Raw genomic sequence first — 15,145 nt, 5'->3', positions numbered from 1 at the left:
CTCCTTCCCTGTGATCGTACGGCCCTTATTCATATATAAATTCCGGCATTAATCAGCCAAAATGTATTGATTCAATGTTGCTTTCAGATACTCCTGACGACCGGACACGTTTTTGCGTGGTGCTTCGTTCGCCAGAGCATATTCAGCTAGGGAAGCAAGCGTTGCTTTTCCGGATACAATGTCTGCTCCAATGCCTTCTTTAAAGCTGCTGTACCGCTTCTCAATAAAGTTCTCAAACACACGATCCTCGATCAGTTTGGCGGCTACCTTCAACCCTTTCGCATACGTATCCATACCTGCGATGTGCGCGAGGAACAAATCTTCTGGCTCAAACGATGCTCTGCGCACCTTGGCATCAAAGTTGATACCCCCACGGCCTAATCCTTCATTTTGCAGTACTTCATACATGGTTAGTGTGGCATCATACAGATCAACCGGGAATTCGTCCGTATCCCAGCCCAGCAGCAAATCACCTTGGTTGGCATCCAGGGAACCCAACATGCCGTTAACCCGTGCTACACGTACTTCATGATCAAAAGTATGACCCGCCAAAGTGGCATGGTTAGCTTCCAGATTAAGCTTGAAATGCTGATCCAGATCATATTTTTGCAGGAAGGCAATCGTCGTCGCCGCATCAAAATCATACTGATGCTTGGTTGGCTCCTTCGGTTTTGGCTCAATCAGGAATTGAGCGTCAAAGCCGATTTCACGCGCGTAGTCCACGGCCATATGGAACATCCGTCCCAGATTGTCCTGTTCCAACTTCAAATCTGTATTCAGCAGTGTTTCATAGCCTTCACGGCCTCCCCAGAATACGTAGTTATCTGCGCCCAGACGTTTGCCCACTTCCAGTCCTTTTTTAATTTGAGCAGCTGCGTGTGCGTATACATCTGCATTGCAAGTCGTCGCAGCTCCATGCAAATAACGTGGATGGCTAAACATGTTCGCCGTGTTCCACAGCAGCTTTTTCCCCGTAGCCTTCATGTGATCCTCAATCAGATCCACGATGGTATCCAGATTGCTGTAAAATTCCTTCAGTGACGCGCCTTCAGGAGCAATATCCACATCGTGGAAGGCGAAATAAGGTAAATTCATTTTATCCAGCAGCTCAAAGGCAGCTTCCACACGTGCCTTCGCCAAATCAAGTCCGGTAAACTTGGACCATGGGCGTTCCGCAGTCTCTACTCCAAAAGGATCAGAGCCGCCTGCAACCAGCGTATGCCAATAGGCCATACTGAAACGCAAATGCTCCTCCATCGTTTTTCCCGCTACCATTTCCTGAGGATTATAAAATTTGAACGCAAAAGGATTATCAGATTGCTTGCCCTCAAAGTTAATTTTGGATACTTGTTCGAAATAAGCCATTATAAGTTCCTCCTTTGTAGTAAACGTTTACAAAAACGATTCTAGCACAGCCAAGAAACTTTGTCTATTGCTTAAACTAAGTTTATTTTTATGATATAATAACGGGAATTACATCAACAGGAAGTGAAATAACCATGAATGTTACTGGCGATCAGGCGCTTGTCAAAAAGCTGAATAAATCCATTGTATTGGAGCGCATCCGCCTTCATGCCCCTCTATCCCGGGCACAGTTATCCAGTCAAACCGGATTAAACAAGGCCACGGTGTCCAACCTGGTTGCAGAGCTGATCACCGATGGATTGGTGTATGAGACAGGATTAGGAGAATCCAGCGGTGGGCGCAAACCTTTAATGCTGCTGTTCAACAGCCGTGCAGGCTTTGTACTTGGTATCGAGGTTAGTGTACAGTACATCAAGGGCGCTCTGACCGATCTGGCAGGTACCATTGAAACAGAGCTTACCCTTTCTCTAACCCAGCATGATCCTGACTTTGTCATAGAACAAATCCGTAAGCTCGTTCAGAAGCTCATGCAGGTCACCCCTCCCTCCCCTCACGGTATTGTGGGGATTGGGCTGGGGGTGCCAGGGATGGTGGATGAAAACGGAAGCGTTTTATTCGCACCCAATCTGGGATGGGAAGAGGTTCCGCTGCGGCAGCAGCTGGAGACAGAGCTGGGTCTTCCGATAGTGGTGGATAATGAGGCCAACGTCGGTGCACAAGGCGAATTGTATTATGGTATGGACGCTGATCATCGGCAGCTGGTGCGGGATCTGGTCTACATCAGTGCAGGCTCCGGGATCGGGGCCGGAATTATCATTGATGGCAAGCCGTATCAAGGGGCTTGGGGATACGCGGGCGAGAGCGGGCATATGTCCATTGACTGGAATGGGCGCCTCTGCTCCTGCGGCAGCCGAGGCTGCTGGGAGCTGTATGCTTCGGAGAAGGCGTATGTAGCATCCACATTGAAGCTGCCCGCACATAATACAGCGGGATTATTACCGTTTGCCCAGCAAGGTGATGTGAGTACATTAAGCGTCCTTGGTGAAATCGGGCGATATTTGGGTGTGGGTATTACCAACATTGTGAACAGCCTCAACCCTGGCATGCTTATCATTGGCGGCCCACTCGCGGAAGCCAGACCTTGGTTGGAGCAAAGTATGCGTGAAGTGATTGACGAACGTGCCCTGCCCTATCACCGCCGGCAACTACAGATTCGTTTCTCCACGCTTGGCAGCCGTTCGACGATGCTAGGTGCCGCCTATGCGGCAACAGCTCCTTTTCTCGGGCGTGTACGTGTATCTTTATAAAAAAAGCGTACAGGAACACTCAGGTTCCTGTACGCTTTTTTTGCTTAGGATTTTGCAAATCCGTTGTCTGCTGTTAGGTTGGATTAAGCGTTCAACACTTTTTCAAACTTGGTTTTGTTCATACCGGAAATACGTTCTTCTCCGATCAAAGTCAATGGAACAGCGCGAATGCCCATATCCCAAACCTCTTGCGCAAAAGCTTCATTGGTTTCAATGTTGCGTTCTTCGTATTCGACACCTTTTTCAGCCAGGTAGCTTTTTACTTGACGGCAATGCGGACAGTTTGTAGATGTGTAAACTATTGCTTTTTCCATGAATATCACCTCATCATTTATTTTGTTACATTATATTTATTCATACTTCCAAATATCATTACAGGGCCAGTGCGCTGTGCTCCAGACTTTCGATGTATTTCTCGCTGTCCATAGCAGCCATACAACCACTACCTGCTGCGGTAATCGCTTGTCTGTAGCGTGTATCCTGTACGTCGCCACAAGCGAATACGCCAGGCACGTTTGTTTCGGAGGTACCCGGATTGACGACGATATAACCGTTCGCATCCGTTGTAATCTGTCCTTCGAGGAAGCCTGTATTCGGATGATGACCAATTGCCACGAATACGCCGCTCACTGTAATGATTTCCTCTTTACCTGTTGCGTTGTTTAGCACTTTCAAGCCAGTTACTCCGTTTTCGTCTGCAACTACTTCGACAGGAGTACGATTGAGCGCCCATTCAATTTTGCTGTTCGCACGAGCACGATCCTGCATAATTTTAGAAGCTCTCAATTCTTCACGACGATGTACCAACGTTACTTTGGAAGCAAAGCGAGTCAGGAAATTAGCTTCTTCCAGTGCAGAGTCCCCACCGCCGATAACAACGATTTCTTTGCCGCGGAAGAAGAACCCGTCGCAGGTAGCGCAAGTGCTCACGCCGCGTCCGATATTATCTTGTTCACCGGGTATCCCCAGGTATTTGGCAGTCGCCCCTGTAGAAATAATCAGCGTATCGGTAACCAGTTCACCCAAACCTTCTACATCCAGTGTAAATGGACGAGCAGTTGTGTCTACCTTGTTCACCCAGCCTGTGCGGAATTCAGCGCCAAAACGCTCCGCTTGCTTACGCATATTATCCATCAAATCAGGTCCCATGATTCCTTCAGGAAAGCCTGGAAAATTCTCAACTTCTGTAGTCGTGGTTAATTGTCCACCTGGCTGTGGTCCCTCGATTACCAGCGGGTTCATATTAGCACGTGCGAGGTAAATAGCGGCGGTCAAACCGGCAGGGCCGGTACCTATAATAATGGACTTGTACATATCTTGGTTCCTCCTAAAATAACATAAGTATTATATAGCGAGTTTTCGGTACCGGGCGCTGGGCTACTGCATATACTCTAAAAGTAGTGCTGGCAGAAGCTCATCCCAAAAAGTGGACACCCGGATGTTGTAAAAACGAATCACTTGTTTTGTAGCCTCTTATGACTTAGACTGATTCTAAATCCTAATTTCATTATGCGGAAAGAGCTGTAAACAGTCAAATGAAGTTTTCATGAAGCGAAGTTTAAAGATAAATGAGGTATGGAGGGATTATCCCGATTATGAATGACGTTTTCGTAGGTAGCTTAATTTCTGCCCTGTCCACCGGGCTCGGCGCCGTACCTATATTGTTTATGCGTAATATCACGCATCGGCTTCGCGATGTTCTGTTGGCTTATGCCGCAGGAATTATGACCTCTGCATCCGTGTATAACCTGATTCCAGAAGCGATCCAGCATTCCAATTGGTTCGTGCTGACTGCGGGAATTTTGCTTGGTTGCCTCGTATTACTGGTGATGGAAATGTATATCCCCCATGCCGATTTGGAGGACCCGGATTCCAAGACTTTTCAATTGGAGTCCAAATCTTTTCTCATTATTGCAGCTATTACGTTGCACAACTTGCCGGAAGGGCTGTCTGTTGGGGTCAGCTACGCGAGTGAGACTCAGAATCTAGGCAATCTCATTGCCTTCTCTATCGGTCTGCAAAATGCCCCTGAAGGCTTTATTGTAGCGTTATTCCTTGTGAATCAAAACATCGGTCGTTTCAAGGCATTGGGCATTGCTACCCTAACGGGGGCTGTGGAAATCATCACCAGTCTGATCGGCTTTTATTTAAGCAGCTGGGTGAACGGACTGGTGCCGTATGGCCTTGCTTTTGCCGCCGGGGCTATGATGTTTATTGTCTATAAGGAACTGATTCCCGAAAGTCACGGGGACGGTAACCAGCGGATCGCCACATTCTCTTTTATTCTTGGATTGATTACGATGATCGGGCTAACCGAATGGCTATAGCCGCGCAGCACAAAAAGGCTGCTTTTCTGCCTGTAATCCAGACAGAAAAGCAGCCTTTTTGCCATGTTCAAATGATGGGACCTCATTTTTTTTGGTTCATGGAACGCAGTGCTTCACGGTACTGCTCGTCCTTACTTTTGGAAGTCCCTTTCTTCCCATTGGATCTTGGGGAACCTCCATCCTTTTCTCCGTCCTTTCCAGCAAAACCACGCAAAGCTGCACGATAATCCTGATCCCCGTAAGCACCTTCTGTGTTCTTGCGATCTTTTTCCACCTTCATATCCGTTTGGATATCAGGCAACTTCTGATGCTCCTTGGCACGATGTTCTTCAACTTCGGAATCCTTAGGCGGCATCTCTCCGTTATGTTCCGTTAATTCATGCACCTTGGGTTCCACTTGCACAGGATAAGGACGTTTACTTCTTTGCCGGGATTCCTCTTGGCTGGGGCGATTCTTGGCCGAGGACTTGCGCGTCATCTTTGTGTTAAATACCAGCAAAAAGATCAAGGCAACCACAGCTACTGCGATAAAAGCAATGGTCATCGGCGGCCTCCTATTCTCTTTCAGCGCTACGGTACCGTCCCGCCATCTCAGCAACCCGTTTGCCCAAAGAGCGACCTAACGCAAGATCATCGCCTGTTGGAAGGTTGGGCGGTCCATCGGGGTCTGTCTCCACCGGACATGTTACCCCTACACCGTAATAGGAGCCGTAGAGCGCATTTTCCGTGATGCTAGCGGGTAGGCCTACAATAATCATGCCTTGATGAAGCATAGGAGTAATCAAATTCAAAAGCGTTGATTCCAATCCACCATGAACGGTAGCAGTTGTGCAAAATACTGCACCGATTTTGTCCACCAGCTTGCCCTGCGCCCACAAATATCCGAGCTTGTCAATCCAGCTCTTCAGACCGCTGCTGATAGTACCAAAATGACCCGGGCACCCCCATATGATCGCATCCACGCTTACTAGCTCATTCACATCGGCCTCATTAACATGCTTTAGCGCCACTTCTGTGTGATCTAGACGTGCGCCTTCTGCGATCGAGCGAGCGAGACGTTCGGTATGTCCATTTTCACTGTCATATACAATCATGATTCTGGTCGTCATTATGCGCATCATCCTTTATCAGCATGATCATCCTTTTTGCATACGCTCTTAACCTTTCCCAGAATCCATCTGAATATTATGAATCGTTTGTCGCATACTTTGAACATCCAAAAACACTAAGGAGGCATGCATATATGAATTCACGTGCCATATTAGTCAACCTGCTCGTAATCATCATTATTCTCGCAGGAGGTGGGGCCGCCGCCTATTACTACAATCAATCCGCCAACTACATAAAAACCGACAATGCACAAGTGAGCGGACAAGCAGTTACTGTTGCCTCTCCAAGCGGAGGAAAGCTCACGGGCTGGAACGCTGAAGTTGGTAAAACGTACACCGCTGGCAGCTCGCTTGGTAGTGTAGAGGGAGGCGGAAGCCGGATCAGCGTTACGATCCCGACTGACGGTACCATCGTACAGCAAACCGCAGTCAACAACTCAATAGTCGGGGCGGGCACACCTTTAGCGAAAGCATTTGATCTGAACAATCTTTGGATTACTGCCAATATAGACGAAACGGCTGTGCAGGATCTTCAAGTAGGACAGACCGTAGATGTGTATATTGATGCTTACCCAGATACATCCCTGACCGGTAAACTCGAAAAGATCGGTCTGGCAACCGCATCCACCTTTTCACTGCTGCCCACTTCCAATACCACTGCCAACTATACCAAGGTGACGCAGGTCGTGCCTGTCAACATTTCCATTCAAGGTTACAAGGGCCTAGGTATTATCCCGGGAATGAGTGCGACGATCAGAGTTCACAAGTAGGAGGCTGTCATGGATCAAAAAATGTCCGTCGGACGTATTCTGTCCGCGCTGCTGCTAGGCGCCTTCATTTCGATTTTGAATCAAACGTTGCTTAACGTGGCCATTCCACACTTGATGAATGACTTCAATGTATCTGCCACAACCGTTCAATGGTTATCCACCGGATATATGCTGACAAACGGAATTTTGATTCCTATCACTGCTTTTCTGATTGAGTCATTCGGAACACGTGCACTGTTCATCTCCGCGATGGGGTTATTTACTGCCGGGTCTGTCGTCTGTGCTGCCAGTACCGGCTTTGCGCCTATGCTGGTTGGACGTGTTATCCAGGCCAGCGGAGCAGGCATCATCATGCCTGTGGTCATGAACGTGTTCCTGACTGTGTTTCCTCCAGAAAAACGGGGCGCTGCCATGGGTACTATGGGAATCGCCATGATGTTTGCCCCGGCGATTGGACCGACTTTATCCGGCTATATTGTGGAGCATTACAGCTGGCGGCTGCTATTTTTACTCGTTATTCCGCTGGCGGTCATTGATATTCTGTTTGCCATACGCTGGCTCAAAAATGTATCCAAGCTAACGAAACCGAACTTTGACCTGTTGGGAACCATCTTCTCCACCCTTGGGTTTGGCTTCCTGTTGTATGGCTTTAGTTCAGCCGGAGATAAGGGCTGGAGCAGCAATACGGTCATACTCTCGCTCGCTTTCGGGATCGTGTTTATTGTATTTTTCGTCGTACGCGAGCTAAATATGTTGCAGCCTATGCTGGAGTTCCGTGTATTTAAATACGATATTTTTACGGTATCTACGCTGGTTGGGGCTACCGTCAATATGACCATGTTCGGCGGGATGCTGCTACTGCCGATCTATTTGCAAAATATACGCGGCTTTACGCCGTTGCAATCCGGTCTGCTGCTGTTGCCAGGTGCACTGCTGATGGGTGTGATGTCACCGATATCAGGGGCAGTATTCGATCGTATTGGCGCGAGGCCGTTGGCGATCATTGGACTGATCATTACAGCAGTCACAACCTGGGAATTCAGTTTGCTGACCGATGCCACCACCTACGGACATATTATGATCATCTATACGATTCGCAGCTTCGGAATGTCATTGCTGATGATGTCCGTCCAGACGGAAGGGCTAAACCAGCTACCTGCCCATCTCGGCAGCCATGGTACTGCCATGTCCAATACAGTACGGCAAATCGCTGGATCTATCGGTACCGCTTGGCTTATTACAGTAATGAGTAGCCGGACTACAGTTCATATGGCAGATTATGCGAATGTCGCTACCACAGCGAATGCTTCTGTAACGGAAGGCGTATCGCAACTGGGACAAACCCTTGCACAATCGGCGGGTATTTCTGCGGAAAGCGGCTCTGCACTCGCGCTACAACAGGTATACCGAAGCGCTGTTACAGAATCGACGATCCATGGCATTAATGATGCCTTCATCATTGCAACCGGGATTGCGCTGGCGGGATTATTGTTTTCCCTGTTCTTGCGGCGATCTACACCACGTCATAGATAGGTGTACAGCAGTCGCAAATTAAAGATGAGATGAACCTGCTTTGCATACAAAATAGACTGATACTGCCAAAGAAGGAGCATTCATCCCCCTTGGATGTAAGAGGGTTGAATGCTCCTTCTTGTTTGTAATCTTGTGATTTGTGAATTGGACTATGGTCTTATGAGCGCAATAAACGCAGGCCGTTCAAAATGACAAGGAGTGTGCTGCCTTCATGTCCAATGACCCCAAAAGGCAGGGCTATATCTTGCACAAAGTTACTGATCACCAGCAGCACAATGACACTTACCGCGAAGATCATATTTTGTTTGACCACTCGCTGCGCCTTGCGCGCCAGTGCTATCGTCGGAGCAATCTCCTCGATTCCGTCGTTCATTAGTACCACATCTGCAACCTCCAGTGCTGCTCCGCTGCCATGCATCCCCATGCCCAGTCCTACGGTTGCTGCGGTCAAAGCCGGAGCGTCGTTCACACCGTCGCCGACCATAACGACATGCCCGTATTGCTCTCGCAGCATGCGAATATGACTGACTTTGTCTTCCGGCATTAAGCCAGCATATACGGCGTCGACTCCAGCCTGGGCCGCGATCACGGCAGCCGTTTCCGGGCGGTCTCCAGTCAGCATGACGACCCGGATACCCTGTGCTTGCAGACGTTTCACGGACTCGCGCGCCTGTGGACGCAGCTCGTCACGTAGCGCCAGCATCCCGGCAATCCGATCATCCGCAAGAATGATGGATACAGTTTTGCCCTCGGCTTCCAGTCGGGCTCGACTCTCCACCCACTCTGGCCCAGCCAGAAGACCAGGTTCATCCAGTACATTCGTGCGACCGATTCTCCATTTCACCCCACCTATGATGCCTTCCATTCCCCATCCGGTAAGAGCCTGCACTTGCTCCGCTGTGAGAAGCTCTCTCTGTCCCAATTCAGCTTCGGCTTTGGCTACAATCGCTCGTGCCAGCGGATGTAAGGAATAGCTTTCGATTGTCGCGACAATATGCAATAGCTCATCAGCATCGTAATCTGGGGCGATAATCCAATCCGTGACCACGGGTGAGCCCTTCGTTAACGTGCCCGTTTTGTCAAAAGCAACGACAGATGTCAATGCCATATTCTCCACATGCGCGCCACCTTTGAACAGAATGCCCCGCCGAGCACGGTTGGAAATGGCCGATAGCATCACTGGCATAATGGATGACACGAGCGCACAAGGTGAGGCCACGACAAGGAACACCATCGCCTTGTAAAAAGCCGCTGCCCATGTCCAGCCCAATACAATGGGCGCACCTACAATGACGATCAACGTGACGGCAACAACAATTCGGGCGTATACCGATTCGAATGTTTTAATAAATCGCTGGGAATCGGGAACTTCGGTCCGTGCCTCTTCTACCATACGAATAATTTTTGAAAATAAAGTATCTTCCGAGGACTGGCTGACCTCCACATACAGCACGCCTTCTCCATTGATGGTGCCTGCATATACATCGTCACCTGCCACCTTGTTTACCGGAACAGATTCCCCGGTAATGGATGCCTGATTCACTGCCGACACACCCTTGGAGACTCGACCGTCCGCCGGAATTAGTTCGCCCGGCTTAACCAGCAGCAGGTCGCCTGGCAACAGCTGCTCAATGCCAACCGTTTCTGTTCCCTCGTGAGACAAGCGCAAAGCTGTTTCCGGCTTCAACGCCATGAGCTCGGAAATATCCTTACTACTACGCTCCGTGGTATAGCTCTCCAGCGCACCGCTGAGTGCAAAAATAAAAATCAGCATGGCTCCTTCATTCCAGTAGCCAATGGCCGCAGCTCCTAAAGACGCAGCGATCATGAGTAAATTAACATCCAGATCATGTTCTCGGATCAGGGTTTCAATCCCTTCTCTGGCTTTGGACCAGCCTCCAAGGGCATAAGACACCACATAGAGAATGACGGATAGCCATTGCCACCAATGTGAAACCCCCCATGCCATCAGCATTAGTATTCCACTGCCTAGAGCAGCCTGCATCTCCTTATTTTTCAGCATGCTTTTGAGCTGAAATTGCGGCTTGCGATTTGGACCGGGGCGTCCGCTGCCACTGTTTTTTGAAAGTGCTCGGTTAGAGGGAGACAATGTATCTTGTAGTCGTTGAACTGCTTGCATCATGTCACGTTCCTTTCCATTTTTTGTTCCTTGTACTTGCATTTCAATGAGAATGATATCCATTGTTAAGTGCCCTAAAATAGCACATGCTGCTTCGGGAAGCCCGAAGCAGCATGTTTGGCAATGAGAATGATAATCATTTTTGCAGCTATACAATTATTTTGGCTTAGAGAAACTTTCGTTTTATTATATACCCTTTCTTTTCCGTTTGTAAACTGGCGATAGCCTAAATAAAAAAAGATACCCGCGCAAACAACGCAGGTATCCTCAATATTTCAAAGCGTTCTATCACATAAATTCTTCAGGCTAAAGTGGAAACTTCCACGCATGGGTGTGTGCAGTTTCTGAAGTGTGTTGCCGATTGGCTTGCTGTTGCAGCCTCCAACGCGCAGCCGCAAGACGTACAGTAGGAACTGCTGGGTCTGAGCAAATGACCCCCGTTAGCTCGTTCTCCCAGATCCAATTCCCATCTAGGAAATGGTGAATTTTATCTATCGCCACCCATATAGGAACCTCAGGCTTTACACGCCGAATAGCTTCCATTATGCGTTTTATCGTATCATTAGCATTCTCATGCCCATCAGCAACAGATGGAATCAACGGATCCCCAGCTCTGATACCTTCAGATGGAGCTGGTAAAACTTCTAAAATGACCGTATCGGCAAAGCGTGCCAAATCTGCGGCTTGAGCCGCCTGCTTGGTCTGTCGTGCGCTCACTTCGGACATGTTATCGGCGTTGTCCGACTTCTCCGACTGTGCGGATTGCTCATCCCCTATTTGACCTGCATTAGGCACCAAACTTATATCAACCGTCAAAAGTACACCTACCCGATATGGAACGCACCGCAGGCGGCCACATAACGTTTGCTCGGCAACGCCGTCAATCCAGTCTCGGATGGTCTGGAACTGGTTTACGTCAGTAGGATTGCGCACCATAATCTCCAGCCGTGGTTCTCCTCCCTGTCGCATGCTTCGCAACGCTGCACGCAGTAGGGCCTCCAACTGCATATCTTGCAGGCTTCCAATGCCCACTGCATTGTTCTGCTCAGTCAAAGCTATAGTCAACGGCAATCCGTCCAGCAACTCAAACAAGCCTTCGTACTCTGTTTCCAGCAGGCCAATGATTCGTCGGGACAGGTGCTCACACAATCCAGGCAAACCAGATGCTTTATTAAATGTTGTGTACGTCTCGGATGCACGGGAACCGGGGACAAGGATGGGATCGGGCTCCCCGGCAAGGGCATGAATCTTTTGTCCAGACTCTGCCGCGTCCAAATAGGCATAGCATAATTCCCTCACGCAGCCGGATGCCAGTGACAATGGACCATGCAGAAGGCTATAACCGTCAAGATCGCGTATTCCTGTACTTTTACGACTCATACTTGCAGGAGCATCAGCATAAAGCCGTATGGAGGTGTCGCTGTATTCATCGCTCCATTTTAGTAGTGTGTCCATGGCTTGCTCTGTATCATTGCCGTTATTCAGCATCGATTCTCCAAGTAATTCTGGGTTTGCAGCCAGCAATGCCTCCGCTCGACTGATTGCACCCTGCTCGGCTAAACCAACCAGCCAGCCCAATGGATCTTCCTCCTGTGCAGCAGATACTTGATGGCTTCCTGCTCTTAGCGTCTCCATAGCCAATCTCCGTGCAGCAGACTCCTTACCTGGCTCTGGAACGTTGCAATCCCTGCTGTTTATGCCACCCAACAGCTCTGCGAATACATGCATCAGTTTAGCCTCCATGCTATTAATCCATCCTTTCTTTCGTCAGCAAGTTGGCACACACGAATTCGAGTACCCCTCCAAATAAAGAAAACGCTTACTCATTACTGAGCAACCGAATGTTACGTGGGCCTTACTTATTAAGTCCCTACCTTAAACGTATTAGGCCCTCCCCACATTTATACATCTCTGCACAACTACTATATGAGAAAAATAGATCTATACTGTTGAAAGCACATGTCTGCACAAAAAAGGCAGCTATAAAGAAACACCCCCTGTTTTCATAGGATGCCTACATCCAATGTTAACGGGGGGTTCCCTTTTTATTCGTCAGTACCAACCTTCAGCACACGCATCACATTTAATACAGCTAGCAGTGTTACACCAACATCGGAAAATACAGCCTCCCACATGGTAGCAATACCAAACGCGCCCAATGAGAGAAATACTACTTTGACACCTAGCGCAAATATAATGTTTTGCCATACGATACGGCGTGTGCGTTGAGCAATATGAATCGCCGTCACCAGCCTTGAAGGCTCGTCGTTCATGATTACGATATCTGCTGCTTCAATTGCAGCGTCTGAGCCCAAACCACCCATCGCTACACCAACATCTGCCAAAGCAAGTACAGGTGTATCATTAATTCCATCGCCTACAAACAAGATTTTATCGCTCGTTTTTTTACTTGCAGACAACTGCTCAATGGCTTCGGCTTTATGCTGAGGCAACAGTTCTGCCCGTACTTCATCCAGGCCTAACTGACGTCCTACAGCTTCGGCAACTGTCCGATTGTCACCTGTTAGCATGATGGTTTTTACCACCCCCAGCTTTTTCAGCGAAGCAATCGTCTTGGCCGCGTCCTCCTTAACCTCATCCGATATTAGAATGCACCCGGCATACGTTCCGCCTACAGCCACATGTACGACCGTTCCTACATCCAATGGTCCTGCTTGCTGCGCCACATTAAAAGCAATATGCTCCCGCTCCATCAGCTTAGCGTTTCCGGCCAATACCAAGCGCCCATCGATCTGAGCCTGAATCCCGTGACCGGATATTTCGCTATATTGCTGCACTCGCTCCGTTTGAAGTTCATTGCCATAAGCTTCACGCAGAGAAGCTGCGATAGGATGCGTGGAGTGCATCTCGGCCAATGCAGCAGTCTCCAGCAGACTTTCCTTCGTAAAAGCTTCGGCAGGATAAATCCCAGTCACGTGGAAAACACCTTTGGTGAGCGTACCTGTTTTATCAAAAACAGCATATTTCACATGATTCAGGGCTTCAAGATAATTACCGCCCTTGATCAGCACACCTGAACGGGAGGCTGCTCCGATTCCGCCAAAGAAGCCCAGTGGAATAGACACCACCAGCGCACACGGACAAGAAATAACGAGGAAAACAAGCGCACGATATAACCAATCTGCAAACAATGCACCCGGCACAACCAGCGGAGGAACAACCGCCAGCAATAACGCTACAATAACCACTACAGGAGTATAATATCTGGAAAATTTCGTGATAAACTTTTCAGTCGGCGCTTTTTTGGCACTCGCATTTTGCACCAGTTCCAAAATTTTAGAGACCGCAGATTCACCAAATTCTTTGCTGACCTCTACCGTCAGAAGTCCGTTCGTATTCACAAATCCACTCATCACGCTGCTTCCCGGCTCAACGGTACGAGGCACAGATTCACCGGTCAACGCCGAGGTATCGACATGCGACTTGCCTTCTACAACCTTACCGTCCAGCGGGATCTTCTCACCCGGCTTGATCACTATCAAATCTCCAATACGGACCTCTTCTGGGGACACCCTTCGTACGGACTCAGCCGTCTTCAGGTTGGCATAGTCTGGTCTAATATCCATCAGATCGCTGATGGACTTACGTGAACGGTTAACTGCAATGCCTTGGAATAGCTCTCCGATTTGATAAAAGAACATGACAGCTACGCCTTCGGGGTATTCCCCAATAGCAAATGCGCCCACCGTAGCCAGCGTCATCAAGAAATACTCATCAAAGGCCATTCCACGCACCAAGCTGCGTGCAGCCTGCAAGACAACATCACCGCCAACGATAATATATGCCACTAAAAATAGAGCCAGCTTGCCCACACCTTCGACAGGTAACCACCAGGCAACAGCCGCAATAACCGCTCCTATGGACAGACGTGCAATCATGCGGCGCATACCGTCCGTACCATGATCATGCGTATGCCCGGCATGACTATCATCATCATGTGAATGTGAATGTGAATGAGCATGGGTAGCTTCACCATGATCGTGCACTGCATGGTGATTGTGGTGCATGTGTGCATGATTACCGTGGTCGTGCCCATCGTGTGCGCCATGTGCTTCATGGCTGTGGCCACCATGACTGTGAGCAGCATGCTGTCCATCATTGTGATTATGTCCTTCACCATCATGCTCATGACCGCATGCGCAATCCTCTGTGCAGCTTGCCTCTACTGCACCAGCGCCACTTCGACTGTCTTCGCGCAAGCGTCCACTCGCACTTTTGGCAACCATCCGAACATGAGGCTCAAGTCTGTGGACCTTCCGTTCCGTTTGGCGAAAAACCTCTTCTTTTTGATCCGAAGTTGTGGTCATCGTCAACGTTTTTGTTACAAAATTGACCGAGCAATCAAGGACCCCTTCTATTTTACTGACTCCATTTTCAATCTTTAGAGCACAGTTGGCGCAATCTAGACCTTCCAAAACCCATTCATGCCGTTCATTTCTTTTTAGAGCATCCATAATAATTGGCCTCCAATTAGCTATATATGAGCAACTGTTCATATATTATTTGTTAAGGTCATTATATTCAGGTTTAGGGGCAAAAGTCAATGATCATAGCCCTTTTTAACGAAAAAAAA

The 15,145-nt window shown here is 48.7% G+C and carries 12 protein-coding genes; 4 read left to right on the top strand and 8 right to left on the bottom strand.

The features are described from left to right. Positions 1-48 precede the first annotated feature (48 nt). The gene (gene xylA, locus OIU26_RS18835; RefSeq protein ID WP_264217663.1) at positions 49-1,365 is read right to left on the bottom strand and encodes a xylose isomerase; all 1,317 of its coding nucleotides are present in this window, start codon (positions 1,363-1,365) and stop codon (positions 49-51) included. A gap of 134 nt (positions 1,366-1,499) precedes the next feature. Here xylA and OIU26_RS18830 point away from each other — a divergent pair, with 134 nt between their 5' ends. Further along, on the top strand, positions 1,500-2,672 hold the full coding sequence (locus OIU26_RS18830) for an ROK family transcriptional regulator (RefSeq protein ID WP_264217662.1): 1,173 nt from the start codon (positions 1,500-1,502) through the stop codon (positions 2,670-2,672). Positions 2,673-2,755: 83 nt separating this feature from the next. Here OIU26_RS18830 and OIU26_RS18825 read toward each other — a convergent pair whose 3' ends face one another. Both OIU26_RS18825 and trxB read right to left on the bottom strand, forming a co-directional pair. Beyond that, positions 2,756-2,986, bottom strand: a complete 231-nt coding sequence (locus OIU26_RS18825) for a glutaredoxin family protein (protein WP_013373091.1) — start codon at positions 2,984-2,986, stop codon at positions 2,756-2,758. Positions 2,987-3,044: 58 nt separating this feature from the next. Continuing rightward, on the bottom strand, positions 3,045-3,986 hold the full coding sequence (trxB, locus tag OIU26_RS18820) for a thioredoxin-disulfide reductase (protein WP_013373092.1): 942 nt from the start codon (positions 3,984-3,986) through the stop codon (positions 3,045-3,047). A 281-nt stretch (positions 3,987-4,267) separates the two neighbouring features. Here trxB and OIU26_RS18815 point away from each other — a divergent pair, with 281 nt between their 5' ends. Further along, a complete protein-coding gene (locus tag OIU26_RS18815; RefSeq protein ID WP_013373094.1) occupies positions 4,268-4,999 on the top strand; it encodes a ZIP family metal transporter in 732 nt (243 codons plus the stop codon). A gap of 82 nt (positions 5,000-5,081) precedes the next feature. Here the strand turns inward: OIU26_RS18815 and OIU26_RS18810 are convergent, their stop codons facing one another. Next, entirely contained in the window at positions 5,082-5,543 is a 462-nt protein-coding gene (locus tag OIU26_RS18810) for a hypothetical protein (RefSeq protein WP_264217661.1), read from the bottom strand. Between the two features lie 10 nt (positions 5,544-5,553). Continuing rightward, positions 5,554-6,108, bottom strand: coding sequence for an NAD(P)H-dependent oxidoreductase (locus OIU26_RS18805; RefSeq protein WP_025674801.1), 555 nt, complete (start codon positions 6,106-6,108; stop codon positions 5,554-5,556). Positions 6,109-6,242: 134 nt separating this feature from the next. On the opposite strand from OIU26_RS18805, the gene OIU26_RS18800 reads away from it, so the two are divergent. Then, positions 6,243-6,878, top strand: a complete 636-nt coding sequence (locus tag OIU26_RS18800) for an HlyD family secretion protein (RefSeq protein ID WP_058711483.1) — start codon at positions 6,243-6,245, stop codon at positions 6,876-6,878. A 9-nt stretch (positions 6,879-6,887) separates the two neighbouring features. Further along, positions 6,888-8,411, top strand: coding sequence for a DHA2 family efflux MFS transporter permease subunit (locus tag OIU26_RS18795; RefSeq protein ID WP_264217660.1), 1,524 nt, complete (start codon positions 6,888-6,890; stop codon positions 8,409-8,411). A gap of 157 nt (positions 8,412-8,568) precedes the next feature. Here the strand turns inward: OIU26_RS18795 and OIU26_RS18790 are convergent, their stop codons facing one another. The 3 genes from OIU26_RS18790 to OIU26_RS18780 form a co-directional block, all read right to left on the bottom strand. Beyond that, complete coding sequence (locus OIU26_RS18790) at positions 8,569-10,551, bottom strand: heavy metal translocating P-type ATPase (RefSeq protein ID WP_436449172.1); 1,983 nt, start codon at positions 10,549-10,551, stop codon at positions 8,569-8,571. 306 nt (positions 10,552-10,857) lie between these two features. Then, positions 10,858-12,294, bottom strand: coding sequence for a PEP-utilizing protein (locus OIU26_RS18785; RefSeq protein ID WP_264217658.1), 1,437 nt, complete (start codon positions 12,292-12,294; stop codon positions 10,858-10,860). 302 nt (positions 12,295-12,596) lie between these two features. Continuing rightward, the gene (locus tag OIU26_RS18780) at positions 12,597-15,026 is read right to left on the bottom strand and encodes a heavy metal translocating P-type ATPase (protein ID WP_264217657.1); all 2,430 of its coding nucleotides are present in this window, start codon (positions 15,024-15,026) and stop codon (positions 12,597-12,599) included. Positions 15,027-15,145 lie beyond the last annotated feature (119 nt).

Source organism: Paenibacillus sp. BT-177 (assembly GCF_025846815.2).
Taxonomy (GTDB): Bacteria; Bacillota; Bacilli; order Paenibacillales; family Paenibacillaceae; genus Paenibacillus; species Paenibacillus polymyxa_C.
Note: the sequence above shows the minus strand (reverse complement) of the source record. Positions and strands in the feature narration are given on the sequence as shown.

Bases quoted from the DNA above. Each gene is read 5' to 3' on its own strand.
- xylA (WP_264217663.1), bottom strand. From the start codon at position 1,365: ATGGCTTATTTCGAACAAGTATCCAAAATTAACTTTGAGGGCAAGCAA.
- OIU26_RS18830 (WP_264217662.1), top strand. From the start codon at position 1,500: ATGAATGTTACTGGCGATCAGGCGCTTGTCAAAAAGCTGAATAAATCC.
- OIU26_RS18825 (WP_013373091.1), bottom strand. From the start codon at position 2,986: ATGGAAAAAGCAATAGTTTACACATCTACAAACTGTCCGCATTGCCGT.
- trxB (WP_013373092.1), bottom strand. From the start codon at position 3,986: ATGTACAAGTCCATTATTATAGGTACCGGCCCTGCCGGTTTGACCGCC.
- OIU26_RS18815 (WP_013373094.1), top strand. From the start codon at position 4,268: ATGAATGACGTTTTCGTAGGTAGCTTAATTTCTGCCCTGTCCACCGGG.
- OIU26_RS18810 (WP_264217661.1), bottom strand. From the start codon at position 5,543: ATGACCATTGCTTTTATCGCAGTAGCTGTGGTTGCCTTGATCTTTTTG.
- OIU26_RS18805 (WP_025674801.1), bottom strand. From the start codon at position 6,108: ATGACGACCAGAATCATGATTGTATATGACAGTGAAAATGGACATACC.
- OIU26_RS18800 (WP_058711483.1), top strand. From the start codon at position 6,243: ATGAATTCACGTGCCATATTAGTCAACCTGCTCGTAATCATCATTATT.
- OIU26_RS18795 (WP_264217660.1), top strand. From the start codon at position 6,888: ATGGATCAAAAAATGTCCGTCGGACGTATTCTGTCCGCGCTGCTGCTA.
- OIU26_RS18790 (WP_436449172.1), bottom strand. From the start codon at position 10,551: ATGCAAGCAGTTCAACGACTACAAGATACATTGTCTCCCTCTAACCGA.
- OIU26_RS18785 (WP_264217658.1), bottom strand. From the start codon at position 12,294: ATGGAGGCTAAACTGATGCATGTATTCGCAGAGCTGTTGGGTGGCATA.
- OIU26_RS18780 (WP_264217657.1), bottom strand. From the start codon at position 15,026: ATGGATGCTCTAAAAAGAAATGAACGGCATGAATGGGTTTTGGAAGGT.